The sequence below is a fragment of the Pseudomaricurvus alkylphenolicus genome (genome assembly GCF_011683955.1).
Taxonomy (GTDB): domain Bacteria; phylum Pseudomonadota; class Gammaproteobacteria; order Pseudomonadales; family Cellvibrionaceae; genus Pseudomaricurvus; species Pseudomaricurvus alkylphenolicus.
Genome location: NZ_JAAQPI010000002.1, coordinates 99,180 through 120,351, shown reverse-complemented (window position 1 = coordinate 120,351; position 21,172 = coordinate 99,180). Strand labels below are relative to the sequence as shown.

The following is a 21,172-nucleotide window of genomic DNA, read 5'->3' as shown; positions in this document are numbered from 1 at the left end:
CCGTGATTAAGGTAATTGTAGCAGCAAACCTGTATAGTGCAGCGCTTTCACTTAGGTGAATGATGGGTGGTATCTGGAGCTGCGGAATCGAGCCCCGTAGCGAGAGAGCGATGCAAACGGTGCTTCTTGGAGCACTGGCAAGGATGTGGCATAAGCCAGAATGAGCATAGAGTTTTTCAAACGCCTGGCCTTTAAGCTGATGCGCTCCAGCCTCACTCTGGTGTTGGTGCTGGGTGTGCTGGTGGCCCTGCTACAGGTCTACATGGACTTTCGCCATCAGAAAACGGCGATTGAGACCAATGTCAATGAAATCTTCCGGGTAATGCACAATGCGGCTGGGCGTGCCGTTCATTTGCTGGATAATCGGCTCGCCGACGAGGTGATTCGAGGGCTGGAATATTACGATTTCCTGCACAGTGCAACGATTTTCGATGATGCCGACAATGTCATGGCCGAACTTAATGTCGAGCAGCAGCCCTCCAACACCTATTGGTTGACCAGCATTCTCACTCAGCCCCGTCGCGAGTTCAGCAAGTCTCTCATATACTCCGATGGCACCTATGAGGGCAAGATCACGCTGGTGGTCAACCAGGACCGCGCCCTTTCCCATTTCTACGAACGCGCCATCACCATTTTTGTCTCGGGGATCGCCCGCAACTTCAGTCTCGCTCTGGTACTGATGCTGCTCTACCACTATGTGCTGACCAAACCGCTGGTAAAAATCGCCCACCGTTTTTCCCATATCAACCCCAGCCGTACCCGGGGCGCGCGTATTGAGCATATTGCCGGGCACGAAAACGACGAACTGGGGTTTATCGTTAACTCGGCCAACGAATTTATTGAGGAGCTGGAAACCCAGCGCTTGGGGCTCGAGCAGAGTGAGCAGCAGTTACGCATTATTCTGGACTCCAGCCCCAACCACATCTTTGCCCTGGATGCAGAGGGGCGTTTCGTGTTTGTAAATGCTGTCTTGTTGCAGTTTTACGGCATCGAAAGCCAGGACATGATCGGACAAACGTTTGCAGACGTTCATGCCGATATCTCGCCGTCGGAAACGGACAAGGTCTGGAGCGATATCATTATGGCGGAGCGTTTGCGCGAGCGCCGCCTCAATCACGAGCAACCACTGACCAACATTCATGGAGAAACCCGCCGTCTGGAAATCTCCTATGTACCGTTTGAATTCTTCGAGCAACCCTGTGTGCTGGTGATCGGCAGCGATATTACCGACCGGGTGGTGGCCGAGGAGCGGGTGGAAAATCTGGCCTACTTTGACACGCTGACCGGCCTGCCCAACCGCAATATGCTCTACGATCACCTCAATATGGATATCTCCAGATCCCAGCGCAACAACACCTTCGGCGCGCTGTTCTTTATCGACCTGGACGATTTCAAGCGCATCAACGATACCATGGGGCACTCGACCGGTGACGAAGTGCTGCTTCAGGTTGCCAGGGTGATGCAGGCCCAGATTCGCCAGACCGATACCCTGGCCAGATTGGGTGGCGATGAATTTACGTTGAGCCTGCCGGATCTCTCGGGGGACGTGGATATTGCCCAGTCACAGGCTGCCGACTTTGCTGAGCGGTTGCTGACAAAAATCAGCCAGCCCATCCGGGTTGATAATCAGGAATTTATCGTTGGAGCCAGTATCGGCATTGTGATCTATCCCGATTGTGCAGACGACACCGAAGCGCTGTTGAGGTTTGCCGACACGGCCATGTATCAGGCCAAAAAGTCGGGGCGCAATTGCTACCGGTTGTTTGAAGTGTCTATGGCTGCTGAGGTGGATCGGGCTGTTAAGCTGGAAAACGAGCTGCGCATAGCCGTCAAAGAGCAGCAGTTTACCTTCTTCCTGCAGCCCATCGTCGACAGCGCCACAGGCAACCTGGTTTGTGCAGAGGCATTAATGCGCTGGCAACATCCGGAGCGAGGCATGGTTCCGCCGGTGCAGTTTATCGACTTTCTTGAAAACTCCGGCAATATTCACGGGGTGGACCAGTTTATCCTTGGCCAGGTTTGTTCCTATATCAGCCATCAGCGCCATCTGGGACAGCTACCTGAGGGTTTCCGGATCGCGGTCAATATCAGCGCCAAGGAATTGCACCGTCGGGATTTTGTCGAGCAGGTAGAGGCCATATTGGCGCTTCACGATGTGCCGGGCAGCTGCATTGAGCTGGAGATTACAGAGGGTGCGGCTCTGCGGCGACTCGACGAAGTGGTGCACAAGATGCGCTTACTGCAGGCCAGAGGCATCACTTTTGCGTTGGATGACTTTGGCACGGGATACTCATCGCTCAGCTACCTCAAGCGCTTGCCTGTCGATAAAATCAAGATTGATAAATCATTCATCAAAGATCTGACCATCGATCCGCAGGATGAGGCCCTGGTCGCCTCCGTGATCGCCATTGCCAAGACGATGGGTCTGCGGGTGGTGGCTGAAGGGGTTGAGACATCAGAGCAGGCCGAATGGCTCAAACGCCACGGCGACCTTTGGTATCAGGGGTACTTGTTTGATCGACCCCTGCCCAAAAGCGAATTCCAGGATCAATATCTGGTGCAAGAACAACTTCAGGAAGCCTGTCAGGACTAGACAGGGCACTGTTCTTCCACGAACCACCCCAAAAACTGCCATAATAGCCGCTGGCTTTGATACTGGGACAGCGGAAAAACATGGGAATGGATATTGGGCTGATCATCGTTGGCGATGAAATACTCTCTGGTCGTCGTACGGACCGGCATCTGGGTGAGGTGGCCAAAATGCTGGCTAACCGTGGCCTGAGCCTGAGCTGGGCAAAGGTGCTCGGCGATGAGCCTGCAGCACTGGAGCAGTGCTATCGTGACAGTTTCGCCAGTGGTGATCTGGTGCTCAGTACCGGGGGTATTGGTGCGACTCCCGATGACTTGACCCGCGAAGCGGTCGCGGCGGCACTGGACACCGTCACGGAGCGTCATCCTGAAGGTACAGCGCTATTGGAAAAGTACGCCCGCGAGAAAGGGCGCGAGTTGACACCAGAGCGCTACAGGCTGGTGGAATTTCCCCGTGGCGCAGAGCTGATCCCCAACCCCTACAATGGCATTCCCGGTTTTCGAATCCAGCATCATCACTTCGTACCCGGCTTTCCTCAGATGGCCTGGCCCATGATTGAGTGGGTACTCGATACGCTCTACCCGGATCTGGGTGATAGCAACTACCGCGAATACTCGGTCATGCTCGAAAGCGCCAATGAAAGCCGCATTATTCCGATGATGGAGCAGATACTGAAGGACTTTCCGGATGTAAAAGTATTCAGTCTGCCGATTATCGATGAGCCGCCCCGCATTGAGTTGGGTGTCAAAGGATTGCAAGCCGAGGCCCGCGCCGCCATGGACTCCCTCAAAAGCCAATTGAACGCGGCTCAAGTTTCCTGGAAACGCCACTGACTGGTGCTCCTTCAGGGTGATATTGCCCAATGCAGCGCCAATCCGTCCATCAGTTGGCCTGATTGGCTCTATTATTGCGTCGTCTTTTCCCGTTAAATAGCGCCCCGTTTAGGTTGGGGGCTTGCTCGTCAATTCGTCACGCGGCTGTCACAAAGATGACGCATTTTTGCGGTCGGAGCACCGTTTCGGGGCCAGGAAGCGAGGATATTCCGCAGCCAATTTAGGTCCATGGTCGAATCAGGACAGCCGAGCTAGAAGCGGCAATGAGAAGAAGGGAAAGAGGAGAGAATCATGAAAAGAGTCGTATTTAATCAAAAGGGCGGTGTCGGAAAATCCAGTATCACCTGCAACCTTGCAGCCATCAGTGCCGCCCGTGGGGCGAAAACTCTGGTGGTGGATCTGGATGTTCAAGGCAATAGCAGCCATTATCTGGGCTATGAGCCCGACCAGCCGGGCAATGGCAGCGTCGCAGACTTTCTCGATCAGCGCTCCGGCTTCTTCTCGGTAGAAAAGGCGCCGGCGGAATTTGTGCATGCAACTCCGTTCGAAAACCTGTACCTGCTGCCGGCCAGCCCCAAACTGGCTCATATCGAAAAGGACCTTGAGAGCCGTTATAAAATTTACAAGCTGCGCGACGCACTGGTGGAGCTGGCCAAAGACTACGAAGAAATCTACATCGACACACCCCCCAACCTGAATTTTTACAGCAAATCGGCATTAATCGCGGCTGAAGAGCTGCTGATTCCCTTCGATTGTGACAGCTTCTCGCTACAGGCCTTGCACCTGCTGTTGGAAAACGTGTTTGAGCTTAAATCGGATCACAATCAGGCACTGGAAGTCGGGGGCATTGTGGTGAATCAGTACCAGGGCCAGGCCAGGTTGCCGCGTCAGCTGATTGAGGCGATGCAAGGCGAACAGTTACCCATCTACAATACCTTCCTGCCCGCATCCGTGAAAATGAAGGAGTCCCACAGCCTGCGTAAACCTCTGCCTCATATGGCGGCGCGGCACAAGCTCACTTTGCAATTTGAGCTGCTGCACGACGATGTTATGGAGGGGCGCCATCTGAGGGTGGAAGATGAGCCGGTGGAACAAGAGCCGGCGGAGCAATCAGCTTAATCGATTTTTACCTCCACTGAGACTTCGCCGCCATCGATACTGTCCACGCTCAGGGCCTCGGGGCTGGCATCCAATCCCTTCTTCGGCTTGATGGTCGCGTCAAAGGTGACGCGGCCCTGGTCTTTCGAGTCACCGAACATCGATCGCAGCTTGTCGGGTTCATCCGCAAAGCGAGGGTCGTCCATTTCCTGGTACGCACCCTGCTGGTATAACGCCGGGTCAATGTTCTCTGCAGGTTTCGTTGGAGCCGCCTTTTCGGGGGCTGCCTTTTCAGCAACAGGTGGTGCCGCCACCGTTGGCTCCTCGGTTTCGGAACAGGCGCCCAGCATCACCATCGCGGTCAGCGCAGCCAGCATTCGGCAGTTTGTCAATGTCATAAATAGGCCTCAGTGGCGGTTTTCTTTGTTGTCGTCCAATTCTTGAGCGCGCCCTCGCAGGGCGTGGAACTTCTCACGATAGCTTTCTCCATCACCAAAGTCGACAAATCCCGCGTATCGACTGTGGGGGTCATGCACCCTTTGTGCGTGCTTGATTGGGCACCAGTACTGCTCGGTGCGTGCGGCAACTTCGCGTACATAGGAAATGACCCCATTAAAGTAACCGCAATAAACACAATTCACTTTCTCAATAATATTCAGGTATTGGAGGTAGTGACGGTCGATCACCACATGTTCACTGCGCTTGACCCGTGGGATCCCATAGATAGGAAAACAGGTCCATTGGTAAACACTAACCACGAGGTCCAGCAGCAGGGCAGGGAACAGGTTCATCCAGATAATGGGAGCTGTGATAATATGGCGCCACTTTGCACGCCGCAAGTACTCTCGAACATGAGTCACCTGGCGACGATGCTGTTCTATGACTTCTTCCCGAAAATGCACGCTGCGGGCAATGATCTCATAGGACCACTGTTCGCGCTTTTGCTCCAGTTCTTCGAGCACTTCCTTTTCCAGCTGGCGAATCTCTTCCAGCAGGCTCTCCAGCCGATTATTCATGTGTGATACCCATAGTCAGGCGGCAGCTTAATTGGCGACCATTGGATCGAAGTCAAATCCCATGGCGTCTGTGATGACTATAGTAGAGGAAACACAAGTAGAAGAAACAGAACGGAGTCGCGACTTTGAATGGCTGGAACCTGATATTTGGGCTGGGTATTTTCCTGTACGGCATGGCCGGGCTGGAGTCTGGGTTGCGCCAGCTCGGCAGTCAGCGGCTGCGGCAGTTTTTCCGCCAGAGTACTGGCAACCGCTGGCTGGCGGTGCTGGTAGGCACGCTGGTCACCGCGTTTTTGCAGAGCAGCTCGATGGTCAGCCTGATGATGCAGGCCCTGGCGGCAGCGGGTCTGGTGCCTCTGACCAACGCCATCGGTGTCATTCTCGGTGCCAATCTGGGGACCACGTTCACCGGTTGGCTGGTGACCCTGCTCGGATTCAAACTCGATCTGGATGCCTTGTCTTTACCCCTGATTGGGTTGGGCAGCCTGGGATTGGTGTTCGGCGAGCGGCGTCAATTGCTGCGGGCGTCGTCACAACTCTTGCTGGGTCTGGGGCTGCTGCTATTCGGTCTGAACCTGATGAAGGGTGCGGTAGAACATCTGCCCGAGTTATTGCCCATCGACAGCCTCAGTGGCCATTCTCCCTGGCTGTATTTGCTGCTAGGGGTGCTGATGACGGCGGTAATTCAATCCAGCTCCGCCAGCATGATGATTGCGCTCACCGCACTTAACTCCGGACTGATTGAACTTCAGGCCGCCGCCGCCCTGATTATAGGCGCAGATCTGGGCACCACCAGCACCAGCGCGCTGGGTAGCTTGAGGGGGTCAGTGGTCAAAAAACAGCTGGCCCTGGCGCACTTTACCTTTAATCTCTGTGTGGACTTACTGGCGTTTCTGCTGCTCTTGCCCTTGTTGCCATGGCTGCTCAATTGGATTGGAGTCAGCGATCCTCTCTATAGCCTGGTTACCTTCCACAGCTTGTTTAACCTGATTGGCTTGCTGCTGTTTATGCCGGTTCTGGGCAGCTTCAGTCGCTGGATCGAAAGCTGCCTACAAAGCTCAGAATCGGACGATTACCCCAATCTCAGAGAAGTCGCCGCACTGCCCGATGCCGCTCTAGTGGCCATTGAGCGCAGCGTGGCGCTATTGCTGCGTGATGTGCTCGACCTCAACGGTCGGGCATTGCCGATTCATCATGAACAGAATGAACTCTCAGAAGAGGCCTTCGAGCAGCGTTATGAGGCACTAAAAAACATCGAGGGAGAAGTGCTGTTGCTTTCGCGCAGAATGCAGACACACAGCCTCACACCGGAACAAAGTGAGAGGTTGGGCAATCTGGTCAGCGCGGCCCGAGAGGGCGTCTTTAGCGCCAAGAGCATCAAGGACATTCGGGAAAATCTGCTGCGCCTCACGCCGGGGGAGCTCGGAAACTTCCCTTCGCCGCAAGGGCGCACCCAGGCTGCCATGTATCGTCAGTTTAACCACCTGCTGGGACAGCAGCACTCCTCAAGCTATGCCCGCGAAACTCTGGAGAATATCGCAGCGGAAAATAACCGCTTACATGAAGCGATTCACGAGCAGATTCTGCAGCGCGAAGGCCATCATCTGCTCAACAGTGCCGATCTCTCCACGCTGCTGAATATTAACCGGGAGCTCTGGCAGGCGGCAGATCGATTGCGTTGTGCCCTGGAACAGTTCTATGATCTGGAAGACCGCCAGAGCCTGCTGACCGATCCGGCGCGGGTCTGAAACTTCCAAGGGGTGGAGGGGCGTATATGAGTCACAACCAATTGCAGTTTCTCGGAGCCGCAGGCTGTGTCACAGGATCGCGCACATTGCTCGGATGTAATGGCAGGCGCGTTCTGATTGATGCCGGGCTTTTTCAGGGCTATAAGAACCTGCGCCGTCGCAACTGGGAGCGATTTTCGCCGCCGCCAGATTCTATCGAGGCCGTCTTCCTCACCCACGCCCATCTGGACCACAGTGGTTATCTGCCTGTACTGGCAGCAGCCGGGTTTAAGGGACCCATCTACTGTACGGAGGCAACCCGCGATCTTTGCGAAATACTGCTTTTGGACGCAGCCCATATTCAGGAGGAGGAGGCGGCATTTGCCAACCGCCATAGATTCAGTCGCCATCACCCCGCGCGCCCGTTGTTCGACCAGCACCAGGCCCGCCGCGCCATCAGTCAAATGGAAACGGTAGCCTTTGGGCATACGCTGGCATTGGGGGAAATCAAAGCGCAGTGGTATCCCAACGGTCATATCCTGGGCTCGGGTTCGCTGCTGGTGCAAGCGGCGGGTCAACAGATACTGTTTTCGGGAGATCTGGGCCGACCGGCGGACTCCTTGATGCGGGCACCGGAGCCGCCACCGGGTTGCGATGTCCTGGTGCTCGAATCCACCTATGGCGATAGACGACATCTGACCATTGACGCCAAGCAACAACTGGCTGACGTTGTTAGAGAAACGGTTCACCGCGGTGGCGATTTATTGATACCGGCATTTGCTGTGGGCAGAGCGCAGTTAGTGATGTTGCTGCTGCACCGATTGCAACAGTCCGGCGAGATCCCCTCGCTGCCGGTATATCTTGATAGCCCCATGGCCATCGACACCAGCCAGTTGATGATGCGCTACCCTGATCAGCACCGATTGAATGTCGGGCAATGCCAAACGCTCTTCAGGCATATTCATTACACACGCACACCTGAACAGTCAAAAGCCCTGGCGGCAATCTCCGCCCCCAAAATCATTATCTCGGCCAGCGGCATGGCCACCGGCGGGCGAGTGCTGCATCACCTTAAGCGCATGTTGGGCGACTCGCGCAATACCATCCTGTTCGCCGGCTACCAGGCTGGTGGCACTCGAGGGGCCAGACTGGTAAATGGTGAGGAATCGATCAAAATCCACGGACACTATTATCCTGTTGAGGCCGAGATACAACAGCTGGACAGTTTGTCGGCACATGCGGACAACGATGAAATTCTACAATGGTTGCGCAAGATGCCGGTGGCCCCCAAGCGGATTTTGATTAACCACGGAGAGCCTTCAGCGGCGGACCACCTGCGAGTGCGATTGCAGGAAGAACTGGGTTGGTCGGCCACGGTGCCGGCTTATCGCGACAGTTTTGATCTCTAACCAGGGTGCGATCTGACGACTATGAGCGAGCAAAAAAAACCGGAAGACAATCCTTTGAACAGTGGCCAGTGGCTGAGCTGGCTGGTCATGTTGTTTGCCCTTTACTATCTGTTCTCCGTGCTCAGTGCCGAATCCCCTCGAAGTCTGAGTTATTCTGAATTCCTGGCGCGCATAGAAAGCGGCGACATCAAGCGGGTGCAAATGCAGGGGCACCAGATTAAAGGTTACAGCGACCGTAATCCCAAAGACGCCAAACCCGGCTCCAGTCAATTTCGAGCGGTGATTCCGGTGGTGGAAGATCGTCGTCTGCTGCAACAGTTACTGGAAAAGGATATCGAGGTTCAGGTGCTGGCGGCAGAAGCGCCCGGCTGGATGAAGCTGCTGGCGGGGTTTATTCCCTGGCTGCTGATCTTTGCGCTGCTGGTTTACAGCGCCCGTGCCATGCAGGGGCGACTCGGCGGACGCCTGGATTTTACCCGGGGGACGCTCAAATCCAAGGCTCGACGCCACGACAGTGACCCGGACGGCCCCGGCTTTGATCAGGTGGCGGGTCTGGAGCTGGCCAAGCGAGACCTGCAGGAGGTGATCGAGTATCTGCGGCAACCGCAAAAATTCCAGCGGCTGGGTGCGCATATGCCCAGAGGTATGCTGATGATGGGACCGCCCGGCACCGGTAAAACCCTGCTGGCCAGAGCGGCCGCAAACGAAGCCGGCGTGCCTTTCTTTTCCATTAGTGGTTCGGAATTTATCGAGCTGTTTGTGGGGGTTGGTGCCGCTCGCGTGCGCGAGATGTTCAGCGAAGCGCGAGCCAGCGCTCCATCGCTGATTTTTATCGACGAAATTGACTCTGTCGGCCGAGCCCGCGGTACCGGTCTGGGCGGTGGGCACGACGAGCGGGAACAAACGCTCAATCAAATCCTGGCGGAAATGGATGGTTTCGATGCCCACGAAGCGGTGGTGGTGCTGGCGGCCACCAATCGGCCGGATGTGTTGGATGCGGCGTTGCTCAGGCCGGGGCGATTCGATCGCAAAGTTGTTTTGGAGCTGCCGGAACGACCAGCCCGGCTGAAGATTTTGGAGGTGCACACCCGCAAGACGCCCCTGGCCGGCGATATCGACCTCGAACAGGTTGCTGCGCTGACCACGGGTTTTTCCGGGGCGGATCTTGCCAACCTGGTTAACGAGGCCGCGCTTAGAGCCGCCCGTTATGATCGCGAACAATTGACTATGGAAGATTTTATCAGTGCCCGGGATAAAGTGATGTTGGGCGAGCGCCGTGACGGTATTCTTACCGAAAGCGAACGCCGCCGCGTTGCGGTGCACGAAGCCGGACACGCACTGGTGGCTTACTTTTCCGAGCACAGTGATCCCGTACAGAAAGTCTCCATTATTCCTCGCGGTCGAGCCATGGGGGTGACGGAGCAGAGACCTGAACAAGATCGCCACAGCGCGGAATCCCCTTATCTTCATGATCGCCTGCGTATCCTTATGGCGGGGCGCTGTGCGGAGCATTTGGTGTTCAATGACATAAGCTCGGGGCCGGCCGACGACCTCAAGCAGGCAACCCGTCTCGCCCGACAAATGGTAGGGCAATGGGGCATGAGCCGCGACCTGGGACCCGCCAGTTTTAACGTTGCCGAAGAGCACGCCTTTCTTGGTCGGGAGCTGGCGCAGACCCGGGAGTTCAGCGAAGCCACGGCCGATCGGATGGATCGGGAAGTGATTGCGATCCTGCAACAGGCGGAGCAGGAAAGTACGGCGGTGTTGGAGCAGCACCGATCACAGTTGGACCGCTTGGTGAGTGAATTGCTTCAGCGAGAAAGCTTGGATCGCGACCAACTGGAAAATCTGTTAACAGGGTCTGATTCCGACGATTGAATGTCGTCACCGGCAGTGCTAGATTGAACCGCGTTTAACGGATTAACACGGAATTCACGAAATTAGAGTCATGGAAGAATCCTCTTTGAAGCGGGACAATCTCGCCCGCGTTCCACAACCGCCGAGCACTGGAGTTTTTCAGGGCAAGCGCTGGCTAAAACGAAACCACAAGTCGCTCGCGTTCTCTTCGATCAATCGCTTTGGCACTGCTGACTCGGCTCGCGTCACGGCTCATTCTGGAATTTGCCAGTTCAGTATCTCCGCGGCTTCGGCTTTAGCCGACAGCCTCGGTCATTCGGCCGGTATTGGTCGCATTTGGCCAAGCTCATCACTGTAAATACAGGTTTCCAAAGTTTGGAGCCCTCTATAAGGTATTGTTTTTAAAGGAATTTCTATCTAATTCGAAAACGATATATGCATCACATGTAATTTTGTTTGATTTATTACATGTGAGAGTTTACGGTTATTCCATGAAAGCGAAATCATCAGCACATTATCAACGGGAATACCGGCGCAGGCTTCGCGAACAGGGCTTGGTGAAGAAGGAGGTTTGGATTCTTCCGGATAACGCCAAGCACCTGGCTGAAATGGAAAAGCAGCTGCGGTTGCCGGCCGGAGACATTAACGCAACAGGAGTGATTGCCATGACGGAACCCATGAACGCCTGGACGACCAACAGTTTGTTTGCTGCCCTGAAAGATGTAGAGCTGTTTACCTCCGGGCAGGCCAGTGTCGAGCTTATCGACGGAATCGAGCCGGCGCTGCACGTTGTGATGAAGGAGTTTGGCGACCTGCCGATTTTCCTGACCGTGGCCGGTGAGCAGATTATTGCCGAGGCCGTACTCTGGTCGGTGGACGAAGTCACTGACCAGGCCGGATTCAACGAAGCGGTGCTGCGCACCCACAAGTACTTTCCCCTATCAACCATCAGCCTTGACACCCTTGGCGCGGACGGCGACTACTACCATATGTTCGGCGCGCTCAGCTCGACTTCGATTCTGGCCAATGTGGTTTTTGAGATCGAAGTGCTGGCTAACAATGTGATCCAGGCTACGGAAGCCTACAGCGAATTCCTTGCCATCCCGGTCGCTGCCAGTTGATAAGCATAGGCCACCTGAACCAAGGCTAATTGAATTTTTGGAGTTTGATGATGAATATTTGGGCGAAAATGATGACCGCCTTGCGCGGTGGAGTAAACGAAGCCGGAGAGGCCATTGTTGACAGCCAGGCGCTGCGCATTCTGGACCAGGAGGTGCGCGATGCCTCCGAGGAATTGCAGAAGTCGAAAGACAGCCTGACCGAAATTATGGCCAGGCAAAAGCTGGCCGAAGAGAAGTGCTCGACACTCAAGAAGCAGATCGAAGAACACGAAGGTTATGCCATCAAGGCACTGGAGAAAGGCGACGAAACTCTGGCCCACGAAGTGGCACAGAAAATCGCCGATCTGGAAAACCAGCTGACTCAGGAGCAGGAGTCCGGCACAGGTTATGCGGCCAGCGCCAAGCAGCTGCGCACCGCCATCAAGCAGACGGAAGGCAATTTAAAACGCTTGAAACAACAGGTTGATACCGTGAAGGCCACTGAAAATGTACAGCGCGCTCAGGCCGCTGTGGCGGAGCGACATAGCGGCTCGAACTCGAAGATGCGCACCGCCATGGACAGCCTGGAGCAGATCAAGGAAAAGCAGGCGCTGAGGGCTGCGCAGATGACTGCAGCGAGCGAGGTCGCGGAGGAAAACTCCGATAGCTCCCTGCAAACGAAACTGGAGGAAGCCGGTATTGCGCCTCACGGTAACAGCGCTGATGACATTCTTGAGCGCATTAAAAATAAAAAATCTTAACGGGTGGATTAGGCGAATCCGTAATCCACCCCACGCAGGAGCCCGGGAATGCTTGCCATTTTTCTACACGAGAATATGGATCCGTTCTACCAAAATATCACCTCATTCCCAACCGCCTTTTTTAGTTTTTTTCTGGCGTTATCCGTTCTCTACTGGCTAGTGGCGGTGTTGGGATTTGTTGATCTGGAGGTGTTGGACTTTGATCTGCCCGAAGGCGATAGTGGTCCTGCGGGTCAGGGCAGCGAAGGCGTAAGCAATCCTGATGTGTTGGCGGGTTTGATGTTGCGTTTCGGGTTGGTGGGCGTACCCGTAACGGTCATTATCTCCCTGATCTCCCTGATTGGCTGGGTGATTTGCTATTACAGTGTGCATTTCCTGTTGGCGTGGATGGGCGAAGGATTCTTGAGATTGGTGTTCGGATTGCCCGTTCTTCTGGTATCACTCTACATTGCGGTGATGCTCACGGCACAGGTGATCAAACCGCTGCGGCCCCTGTTCCTGAAAGCGACTCAGGAAACCGAGAAAAAGGTACTCGGCCAAGTAGCGGTTGTCAGAACTTCAAGAGTCGACAAGGATTTTGGGGAGGCGTCATTAGAAGACGGCGGTGCGGGGCTTATTCTCAAGATCAGGGCGACCGGGGAGCAGACGTTCACTCGTGGTGATCGGGTTGTGCTGCTGGAATACCTGAAGGAACAAAATGTCTACCGGGTTGTATCGGAGGCGGAATACAAAGGCGCGTAACAGTCTGTCGCGTGCGTTGGCCCGGCTAGAGCCGGAACCCTCTTAGCTATCCGTTCGCGGATAAAAAGTCTGGAAATGGAGTAACCACTATGGCTGATTTATCGATCCTTATGCCCGGCGTCACAGTCGTCGGAATCGGTTTTCTTATTCTGATGGGGTTGGCAGCCCTGTTTAAATCCTTTTATGTTAAAGTCGAACAGGGCACCGCACTGATCGTGAACGACATGAGTTCCAAACCCAAAGTACATTTTACTGGAGCTCTGGTATACCCGATCATTTACAAAAAGGAACTGATGAAAATCTCCCTGCTGACACTGGAAGTGGACCGCAGGGGCAAGGACGGTCTGATCTGCGCAGACAATATGCGCGCCGACATCACGGTAGCATTTTACCTGCGAGTCAATGAGACGCCGGAAGACGTTCTTAAGGTGGCCAAATCTATTGGCGCCGGTCGTGCATCCGATAAAGAGGCGGTCAACCAGCTGTTTAACGCTAAATTCTCCGAAGCGCTGAAAACGGTGGGTAAACAGATTGACTTTGTCAAATTGTTTGAAAACCGCCAGGAATTCCGAGAAAAAATTATCGAAGTTATCGGCGACGATCTCAACGGTTATGTTCTGGAAGATGTGGCCATTGACTACCTGGAGCAAACGCCCAAAGCTTCCCTCGATCCCAGTAATATCCTCGATGCCGAAGGCATCAAAAAAATCACCGAGCTCACCGCCGAACAAAACGTCCGCACCAATATTCTGGAGCGCGACGAAGAGCTGGCCATCAAAAAGAAAAACGTAGAAACCGTCGAAGCCATGCTGGAGCTGGAGCGACAGCAGGCCGATGCCGAAGCCAAACAGGAGCGCGAGGTTGCCACCATTCGCGCCCGCGAAGAGGCTGAAACCAAAAAGGTTCAAGAAGAAGAGCGTCGCAAAGCCGAGGGCGCGACCATTCAGGTGGAGCAGGATCTGGCCGTTCAGACCGAAAACCAGAAACGCGAAATCGAAGTCGCCGAGCAAAACCGCCAGCGCGCGGTTGCTATCGAAGAAGAGAAGGTCACCCGAGCTCGTGATCTGGAAATTGTGTCTCGCGAACGGGAAGTGGAACTGCAGAAGATCGAAGCGGAAAAAGCCGTCGAAGTCGAGAAAAAAGAGATTGCCAATGTGATTCGCGAACGGGTGGCAGTGGACAAAACCGTTGCCATTGAGGAAGAACGTATCAAGGAAGTTCGCGAAGTGTCCGAGGCGGATCGAGCCAAGCAGACTCAGGTGCTGGCTGCCGAAGCTGTTGCCGAAGAAGAAAAGGTCAAGCAGGTGAAGGCCGCCGAAGCTGAAGAACAGGCCGCGAAATTCAAGGCCGTGGAAATCACCACCCTGGCGCAGGCGGAACTGGAAGCCGCCGCCAAAGAAGCCGATGCCAAGAAAAAACTGGCGGAAGGGGTTCAGGCGGAGCGCGCCGCACCTGGTCTGGCGGATGCCCGTGTTCAGGCTGCTACTGCTGACTCCCTGGAGAAAGAGGGTTTGGCTGAGGCCAGCGTGATTCGCGCCAAAGGCGATGCGGAGGCCGACGCCCTGTTGGGTACCGGTAAAGCCCAGGCGGATGTCACTGCGGCTCAGGGTGATGCTGAAGCCAAGTCTGCCCGGGAAATTGGTCTGGCGGGCGCAGAGGTGACTCGCGAGCAGTTCAAGGCTGAGGCCGACGGTCTTGTCGACAAGTTCGAGGCCATGAACAGCATGAGCGAGCAGGCCCGCTCTCACGAGGAATACCGCATGGGGCTGGAGACTGCGCTCAAAGAAGCCCTGGCCTCCATCGAAGCCGGCAAGGACATCGCCAAGGAAAATGCCGAAGTGCTGGCCACCGCCCTGCAGAAAGCCAAGATCGATATCGTGGGCGGTGAGGATCACTTCTTTGATAACTTTGCCAAGTCTCTGTCTATCGGTAAGGCAGTCGATGGACTGGCCGATAAGAGCGGCACCATCTCCGCATTGCTGAATCGGGTGATTGAAGGCAAGCCCGAGAAGGAATCCGATAAAGCAGACGCCTAACAGGCAGTTGAGAAACGCAGTTTTCTGCAACCCGTATCCGTTACAGGGGACAACCTGTTAAGTACCTATGAAGGGATGAAGTTATGGTGCAGCAAGGTTCCGGTAATCCGGCCGAAGATGCCATTGTAGATGCCGCCGTCGCGGAGGGCGGTGCCTACGAAATCATTCGCAAACGCCTGATCGACCAGGGCAAACGTCTCAGCGACGAGACCGGCGCACTCAATCGCGCCCGCCTGGAAGAGTTCGGCAGTTCGGACATGAGTGTCGCGGGCCGGGTACGGGTGCGCACGGAAAACAATTGCGTCGCCCGCGATGTGGTTCAGGTGGGTGAGCAACTGTTGTTTGGCTACAACGTCTTTATCGGTCTCAAAAAAGAAACCAAAGTTGAAGACGTCTTTGCCCTGTTCGCTATCGTCGACAACGGCGGCACCTTTGACATGCAGCCAGTGGATATGTCCACGAGCTTTCTGGCGCAGTCTGGCTTCGTCAACGATTTTGAAGAGCTTTACCGTTACTACAAGCACACCAAACTGGTTGAGCTGACGATCAAGGACGGCAAGCTGCTGGCGGGTTTTCAGATCGGTGAGCGCCTGGAAGATATCCGCGTGTTTCGCTGGACTGTGTCCGCCGATGGCAGCGACGTCAAGTATATCGATAACCGTGGCGAGCGGGATATCCAATTGCCGCCGGCCTATGACTTTGAATGGATAGATACCAGCCGCGAAGACAGTGTCCAGGGGCGCCACCCGCATATTAATATTCTCGACACCGTATTTGTGGAAACCATTGGTGGCGATCTGACCATCAAAATCGAAAATAACACGGAAGACGGTCTTGGCATTTACAACGAGCCGGTGGAGGACAAGACCCAGTCTCTGGATGATGCGCAGATCGCCTACGCGAAAGTGGGCAGCCTTATCCTGATTCGGATTCGTCCCTACCGTGAAGAGCAGTGGCGATTCTTTATCTATAACTTGCTGACCGAAAGCGTGATCCGCGTGGACGCCATAGGTCAGTCCTGCGTGCAATTGCCCGAAGATCACGGCATTATTTTTCCCGGCGGTTACTACCTGCAAACCGGAGAACACAAATCGTTCGATGAAGAAGTTGCCGGACTGTCGTTTAAGCGTTCTATCCGTTCCCCAAATGGCGAAGACGTTCTTTACGTGTTCTACGAGCCCGCCGAAGGTGTGGTGGGCCTGTTCGCTTACAACCTGATTGAAAAACAACTGCAAAACCCCATCTATAGCCACGGCTACGCCCTGGCGGAAAACGGCCAGCTGGTAATCTTTACCGCCGAGCAGGAACCCACTCGCGTTCACCCCATGCAGATCTGGCAAACGCCCTACGTTTCCACCGAATTTGCCAGCCAGGCACCGGCCAGCCAGACCTTTCTGGGGCGCATTGGCAATGCGGAACTGGTGCGGGGGGTGTCCGATCTCTACAGCATCTGCCGGATGATCGATAACCAGTCGGTGTCCGCCCGTCAGTACGAAGAACTGAGCAAAGCGAGTCGCAAGGTCTTTGACGACCACTACTGGATTGAAGACGAGTCAGCGGGTGCATTTCGAGAGCTGCTCAAGAAGGTCGCCGCCACCTCAGAGCTGGTTATTGACGAGTTCGAAAAAGTTCAGAGCATTCGTCAGGAATCCGCACGCACCATGTCAGAGGCGGAGCAGACTCAGGAGAGCCTATTAAGCTCCATTCGACCCGAAAACTGGCAGAGCGCCGAGGAATACGTCGATGCGCTGGGTCAATTGCGCCGCCAGCGCGGGCATCTGGTGACGGTGCGCGAACTGCGCTACATCGATGCCGAGAGGATCGGGGTGTTGGATGGTCAACTGCAAGAGGCGGAAGCCTCGCTGAGCGAACAGACTGTTGTCTTTCTCTCCGATGAGAAGGCGCTGCAACCCTACGACGAAAAAATTGATCATCTCAACGGTGAGCTGGAGTCAGCGGGAACCATTGCCGAGCTGCAACCCCTGATTGAGCAAATTGAGAAAACCGCTTCTGGCCTGGATCTGCTGTCTGAACTAATGGGCACCCTCAAGGTGCAGGACGCGACCATACGTACCCGTATTATCGATGCTATTTCACAGGTTTATTCACGCCTTAATCAAAGCAAGGCCAATGCCCGGCACAAGCAGAAAAGCCTGGGCTCGGCGGAGGCCATTGCGCAATTTGGAGCTCAATTCAAACTCTTCTCCCAAAGCATTACCAACGCCCTGGGCCTGGCCACGGATCCGGAAAAGTGCGACGAGCAGTTGTCGCGGTTGCTGGTGCAACTGGAAGAGCTGGAAAGCCAGTTCAGCGATCACGACCAATTTCTCGCGGACATTATGGACAAGCGCGAGGAGGTCTACGAATCCTTTGAGAGCCACAAGCAGCAACTGCTGGATGAGCGGCAACGCAAGGCCCAATCCCTGGCGGACGCCGCTGATCGGATTCTGGCCAGTATCGAAAAACGATCGCTCAAATTTACCGAAGCCGACGAACTCAACACCTATTTCGCCTCAGACGCCCTGTCACTGAAAACGCGTGAACTGGTTGAACAGCTGCGCCAACTGGACAGCGCGGTGAAAGCTGACGATATTGAGGCTCGCTACAAAGCCATCAAGGAGCAGGCGCTACGCGCGCTTCGAGACAAGGCAGACATCTATGAAGACGGCGGCAACATCATCAAACTGGGGCCGCGTCACCGTTTTTCGGTCAATACCCAGGAGTTGGACTTAACGATTATTCCTCGCGCGGGCGTGCTCAATGTCCATCTTACGGGAACCGACTATTTCGAGCCCATCGAAAACCCCGAGCTACTCGAGCTCAAAGACTTTTGGGAACTGTCGCTGGAATCCGAATCTCCTCAGGTGTATCGCGCGGAGTACCTGGCGGCACAGATTCTGGAGGCGGCAAAGCGCCAGAGCGATGATTTGTCTATGGATGGCCTCCGGCAGGCACTGTTGGAAGATGCCAGCCTGGACAAGCTGGTCCGTGATTTTGCCGCGCCCCGCTACAAAGAGGGCTACGAAAAAGGTATTCACGATGCAGACGCGGCCAGTCTTCTAAAGGTTCTGGTGCCGGCGCTGGAGCGTGCAGATCTGCTGCGGTTCGATCCATTGAGCCGCGGCTTGGCACAGATATTCTGGGCCAATATTAAGAGCCAGGCCCGCAAAAGCGGCATCTCGACCCAAGAGCGTCAACTTCTGCCCGTAACGACCTGGCCGGAGCGAGCCCGCTCCGCCCTGCAAATGCAGGCGGCATTCGCCAGCGGCGAGGCGGTCGAGCTATTGTCAGTGGAAATCGCCGTCGCCATCGAGCAATTTATTCTGGAGCACCCGATCAAGGTGTCAGCGCTGGATAGGCGCAGAGCGGCGCAATATCTGGTCGCGGAACTGGGCCGCGAGAACATCGAGTTTATCGGCAGCAAGTACGCGGTGGAATTGCAGGAAGAACTGCAGCGCTCCATGGACGACGCCAGTTGGCGCCAATACCAGCAGGCGCTGGATAAAATGATGGGCTGGCCGGCGGAGCGCTGGAATCTTACCGGTGCATGGTTGCAGGCGTTGATTGAAGAAAAAGGCCTGCAGCGCCTTGAGCGATACATTCCGGAAGCCATTGCTTTGATCAACGCCGATGAACGCTTGCAACGGCGCATCAGCGAAGTGGACCTGGAGCTAAAAGTCACCGGCTTGATGGGCGAACACTCGACCATCAGTGATCGTTCCCTGGGGTTTTCCCTCGATGCATTTCTGCAGCGGCTGCAACACCATAGTGAGGTGGTGGTGCCGACTTACCACCGCTACCTGCAAGTACGACAGGAAGTAATCAGTACAGAAAGGAACGCATTGCGTTTGGAAGAGTTTAAGCCACGCCCCTTAAGCTCCTTCGTGCGCAACCGACTGATCAACGAATCCTACCTGCCACTGATCGGCGACAACCTGGCCAAACAGATGGGAACCGTTGGCGAGAACAAGCGTACCGACCTGATGGGGCTGCTGATGATGATCTCGCCTCCCGGCTACGGTAAAACAACATTGATGGAATATGTGGCCAGTCGTCTGGGCCTGATCTTTATGAAGATTAACTGTCCTTCCCTGGGACACGATGTTCTCTCCCTGGACCCGCAACAGGCTCCGAACGCAACCGCCCGACAGGAGCTGGAAAAACTGAATCTGGCGCTGGAAATGGGTAACAATGTGATGCTGTATCTGGATGATATTCAGCATACCGACCCGGAATTTTTGCAGAAATTTATTTCACTCTGTGACGGCACCCGTCGGGTAGAGGGTGTCTGGAAAGGAAAAACCAAAACCTACGACATGCGCGGGCGCAAATTCTGCGTGGTGATGGCAGGTAACCCCTACACGGAATCCGGTGAGGCATTCAAGATTCCGGACATGCTGGCCAACCGTGCCGACATCTACAACCTCGGTGACATTCTCGGTGGCATGGATGAACAGTTTGCACTGAGTTATATCGAAAACGCCTTAACCTCTAACCCCGTCCTGGCGCCATTGGCCCTCAGGGAGATGGATGATGTCTATCGCCTGATCGATATGGCCAAAGGGCGAGAAGTGGCGACCACGGATCTCAAGCACGGCTATAGCGGGGCGGAAATCAACGAGATCACCGATATTTTGAAAAAGATGATGGTGATTCAAGAAGTGGTTCTAAAGATCAATCAGCAATACATCGCTTCCGCTGCACAGGATGACAAGTTCCGCACGGAGCCCTCGTTCAAATTGCAGGGCAGCTACCGCAATATGAACAAGATGACCGAGAAGGTCTCGGCGGTAATGAATCAGGACGAGTTGATGCAGATGATTCAGGATCACTATCTCGGTGAAGCTCAATTGCTGACCACCGGGGCGGAGGATAATTTGCTCAAGCTGGCTGAATTGCGCGGCAATATGACGGACGAGCAAGCGGCGCGCTGGGAAGCTATCAAAAAGGACTTCCTGCGTAACAAAACCATGGGCGGAGACGACGCCGACGTGGGCGGCAAGGTGGTGGCGCAGCTGGCGGATCTGGCCAGCGGTGTTCAGGCCCTGCAGAAAATTGCCCAGCGCTCCCAGGAGCAGCCTGCCCAGCAAACAGCGGCGGATGACGACGACATAAGAACCCTGATGGAAGGGCTGAAAACCGCGATGGCGGAGAGCAGGCCCAATGTGGAAGTGGTTAACCAGCCGGTGCCAGGAATGGACAAGGTACTACGGGTGCTGGCCGATGCCATTGAGCACAGTATCTTTCCGCTGGTGCGCAGTATGGACAAAAAGCTGGACATTGATCTGCGCACCCACGAGCGAATGGGGGATATCTCGCAGCAGCTGCGGGCACTTGAGGCCTTTGTCAAAGGCAAGCCCGATGAAGACCTGACGAACTGACGCCTTGTTGCCAGTTTCTCTGGTACCCTATCAAAGAACGCAGACTAACTGAGTAACGGCGGGGGAGTAGATTATGAATTGCCCACATTGCAAAGACGTTCGCCTGGAACCCAAAGAGCTGGAACTGGGATTAGTGGCCGCCTCCTGCAGCCAATGCGGAGGTGCACTGTTGTCGCTGATGTTCTACCGCTATTGGCTGGAACACTATGCCGCAAAGGAAGCGGCAGAGGAGCAGCCCGACAGCCCCGAGCCGGTAGAAGCCGAAGATACCCAGTCTGCTCTGTGCTGCCCCAAGTGCACCCGCCTGATGACCAAATTTCAAGTGGGCCCCGACACCGATCACCGCCTTGATCTGTGTACCACCTGCGATGAAGCCTGGCTGGACAAGGGCGAATGGCGCCTGCTGAAGCAACTGGATCTGCACGGCAAGCTGCCCAAGATCTTTACGGATGCCTGGCAGCGCAATATTCGTTTGCAACGACAGGAGCAACGCCAGAACGAACGATTTCGGGATCTGCTGGGTGACGAGGATTTTGAACGGGCCGAGGCGTTCAAGCAGTGGCTGAATCAGCACCCGAACAAAATCCAAATCCGTCAATTCCTGAGTATCGAATTCCAATAAA

The 21,172-nt window shown here is 55.1% G+C and carries 15 protein-coding genes; 13 read left to right on the top strand and 2 right to left on the bottom strand.

From position 1 onward, the window contains the following. The first annotated feature begins 160 nt into the window (after positions 1-160). From HBA55_RS05935 to HBA55_RS05925, 3 genes are all read left to right on the top strand, one after another. Complete coding sequence (locus HBA55_RS05935) at positions 161-2,593, top strand: putative bifunctional diguanylate cyclase/phosphodiesterase (RefSeq protein WP_166988411.1); 2,433 nt, start codon at positions 161-163, stop codon at positions 2,591-2,593. Between the two features lie 80 nt (positions 2,594-2,673). Continuing rightward, entirely contained in the window at positions 2,674-3,423 is a 750-nt protein-coding gene (locus HBA55_RS05930) for a competence/damage-inducible protein A (RefSeq protein WP_206019571.1), read from the top strand. Between the two features lie 291 nt (positions 3,424-3,714). Continuing rightward, positions 3,715-4,542, top strand: a complete 828-nt coding sequence (locus HBA55_RS05925; RefSeq protein WP_166988409.1) for a ParA family protein — start codon at positions 3,715-3,717, stop codon at positions 4,540-4,542. On the opposite strand, the gene HBA55_RS05920 is transcribed toward HBA55_RS05925, so the two are convergent. Both HBA55_RS05920 and HBA55_RS05915 read right to left on the bottom strand, forming a co-directional pair. Beyond that, the gene (locus HBA55_RS05920; RefSeq protein ID WP_166988407.1) at positions 4,539-4,919 is read right to left on the bottom strand and encodes a hypothetical protein; all 381 of its coding nucleotides are present in this window, start codon (positions 4,917-4,919) and stop codon (positions 4,539-4,541) included. The genes HBA55_RS05925 and HBA55_RS05920 overlap by 4 nt on opposite strands. Positions 4,920-4,928: 9 nt before the next feature. Beyond that, positions 4,929-5,537: a hypothetical protein gene (locus HBA55_RS05915; RefSeq protein ID WP_166988405.1), complete on the bottom strand. Its 609-nt coding sequence runs from the start codon at positions 5,535-5,537 to the stop codon at positions 4,929-4,931. A gap of 125 nt (positions 5,538-5,662) precedes the next feature. Between HBA55_RS05915 and HBA55_RS05910 the strand changes: the two genes are divergently transcribed. From HBA55_RS05910 to HBA55_RS37195, 10 genes are all read left to right on the top strand, one after another. After that, positions 5,663-7,285, top strand: coding sequence for a Na/Pi cotransporter family protein (locus HBA55_RS05910; protein WP_166988403.1), 1,623 nt, complete (start codon positions 5,663-5,665; stop codon positions 7,283-7,285). Between the two features lie 26 nt (positions 7,286-7,311). Continuing rightward, complete coding sequence (locus HBA55_RS05905; protein ID WP_166988401.1) at positions 7,312-8,673, top strand: MBL fold metallo-hydrolase RNA specificity domain-containing protein; 1,362 nt, start codon at positions 7,312-7,314, stop codon at positions 8,671-8,673. Between the two features lie 21 nt (positions 8,674-8,694). Further along, positions 8,695-10,551, top strand: coding sequence for an ATP-dependent zinc metalloprotease FtsH (gene ftsH / locus HBA55_RS05900; RefSeq protein WP_166988399.1), 1,857 nt, complete (start codon positions 8,695-8,697; stop codon positions 10,549-10,551). 70 nt (positions 10,552-10,621) lie between these two features. Then, the gene (locus tag HBA55_RS05895; protein ID WP_166988397.1) at positions 10,622-10,888 is read left to right on the top strand and encodes a hypothetical protein; all 267 of its coding nucleotides are present in this window, start codon (positions 10,622-10,624) and stop codon (positions 10,886-10,888) included. 133 nt (positions 10,889-11,021) lie between these two features. Beyond that, positions 11,022-11,651, top strand: a complete 630-nt coding sequence (bacA, locus tag HBA55_RS05890; RefSeq protein WP_166988395.1) for a biofilm formation regulator BacA — start codon at positions 11,022-11,024, stop codon at positions 11,649-11,651. Positions 11,652-11,698: 47 nt separating this feature from the next. Continuing rightward, entirely contained in the window at positions 11,699-12,391 is a 693-nt protein-coding gene (locus HBA55_RS05885; protein ID WP_240945935.1) for a PspA/IM30 family protein, read from the top strand. A gap of 48 nt (positions 12,392-12,439) precedes the next feature. Next, positions 12,440-13,132 carry a DUF1449 domain-containing protein gene (locus tag HBA55_RS05880; protein ID WP_206019570.1) on the top strand — a complete coding sequence of 231 codons (693 nt, stop codon included), beginning with the start codon at positions 12,440-12,442 and terminating at the stop codon, positions 13,130-13,132. 89 nt (positions 13,133-13,221) lie between these two features. Beyond that, positions 13,222-15,168, top strand: coding sequence for a flotillin family protein (locus HBA55_RS05875; RefSeq protein WP_166988393.1), 1,947 nt, complete (start codon positions 13,222-13,224; stop codon positions 15,166-15,168). 83 nt (positions 15,169-15,251) lie between these two features. Further along, complete coding sequence (locus HBA55_RS05870) at positions 15,252-20,549, top strand: DNA repair ATPase (RefSeq protein ID WP_166988391.1); 5,298 nt, start codon at positions 15,252-15,254, stop codon at positions 20,547-20,549. Between the two features lie 73 nt (positions 20,550-20,622). Further along, positions 20,623-21,171 (top strand): TFIIB-type zinc ribbon-containing protein, encoded by a 549-nt coding sequence (locus HBA55_RS37195; protein ID WP_206019569.1) that lies wholly within the window; start codon positions 20,623-20,625, stop codon positions 21,169-21,171. Position 21,172 lies beyond the last annotated feature (1 nt).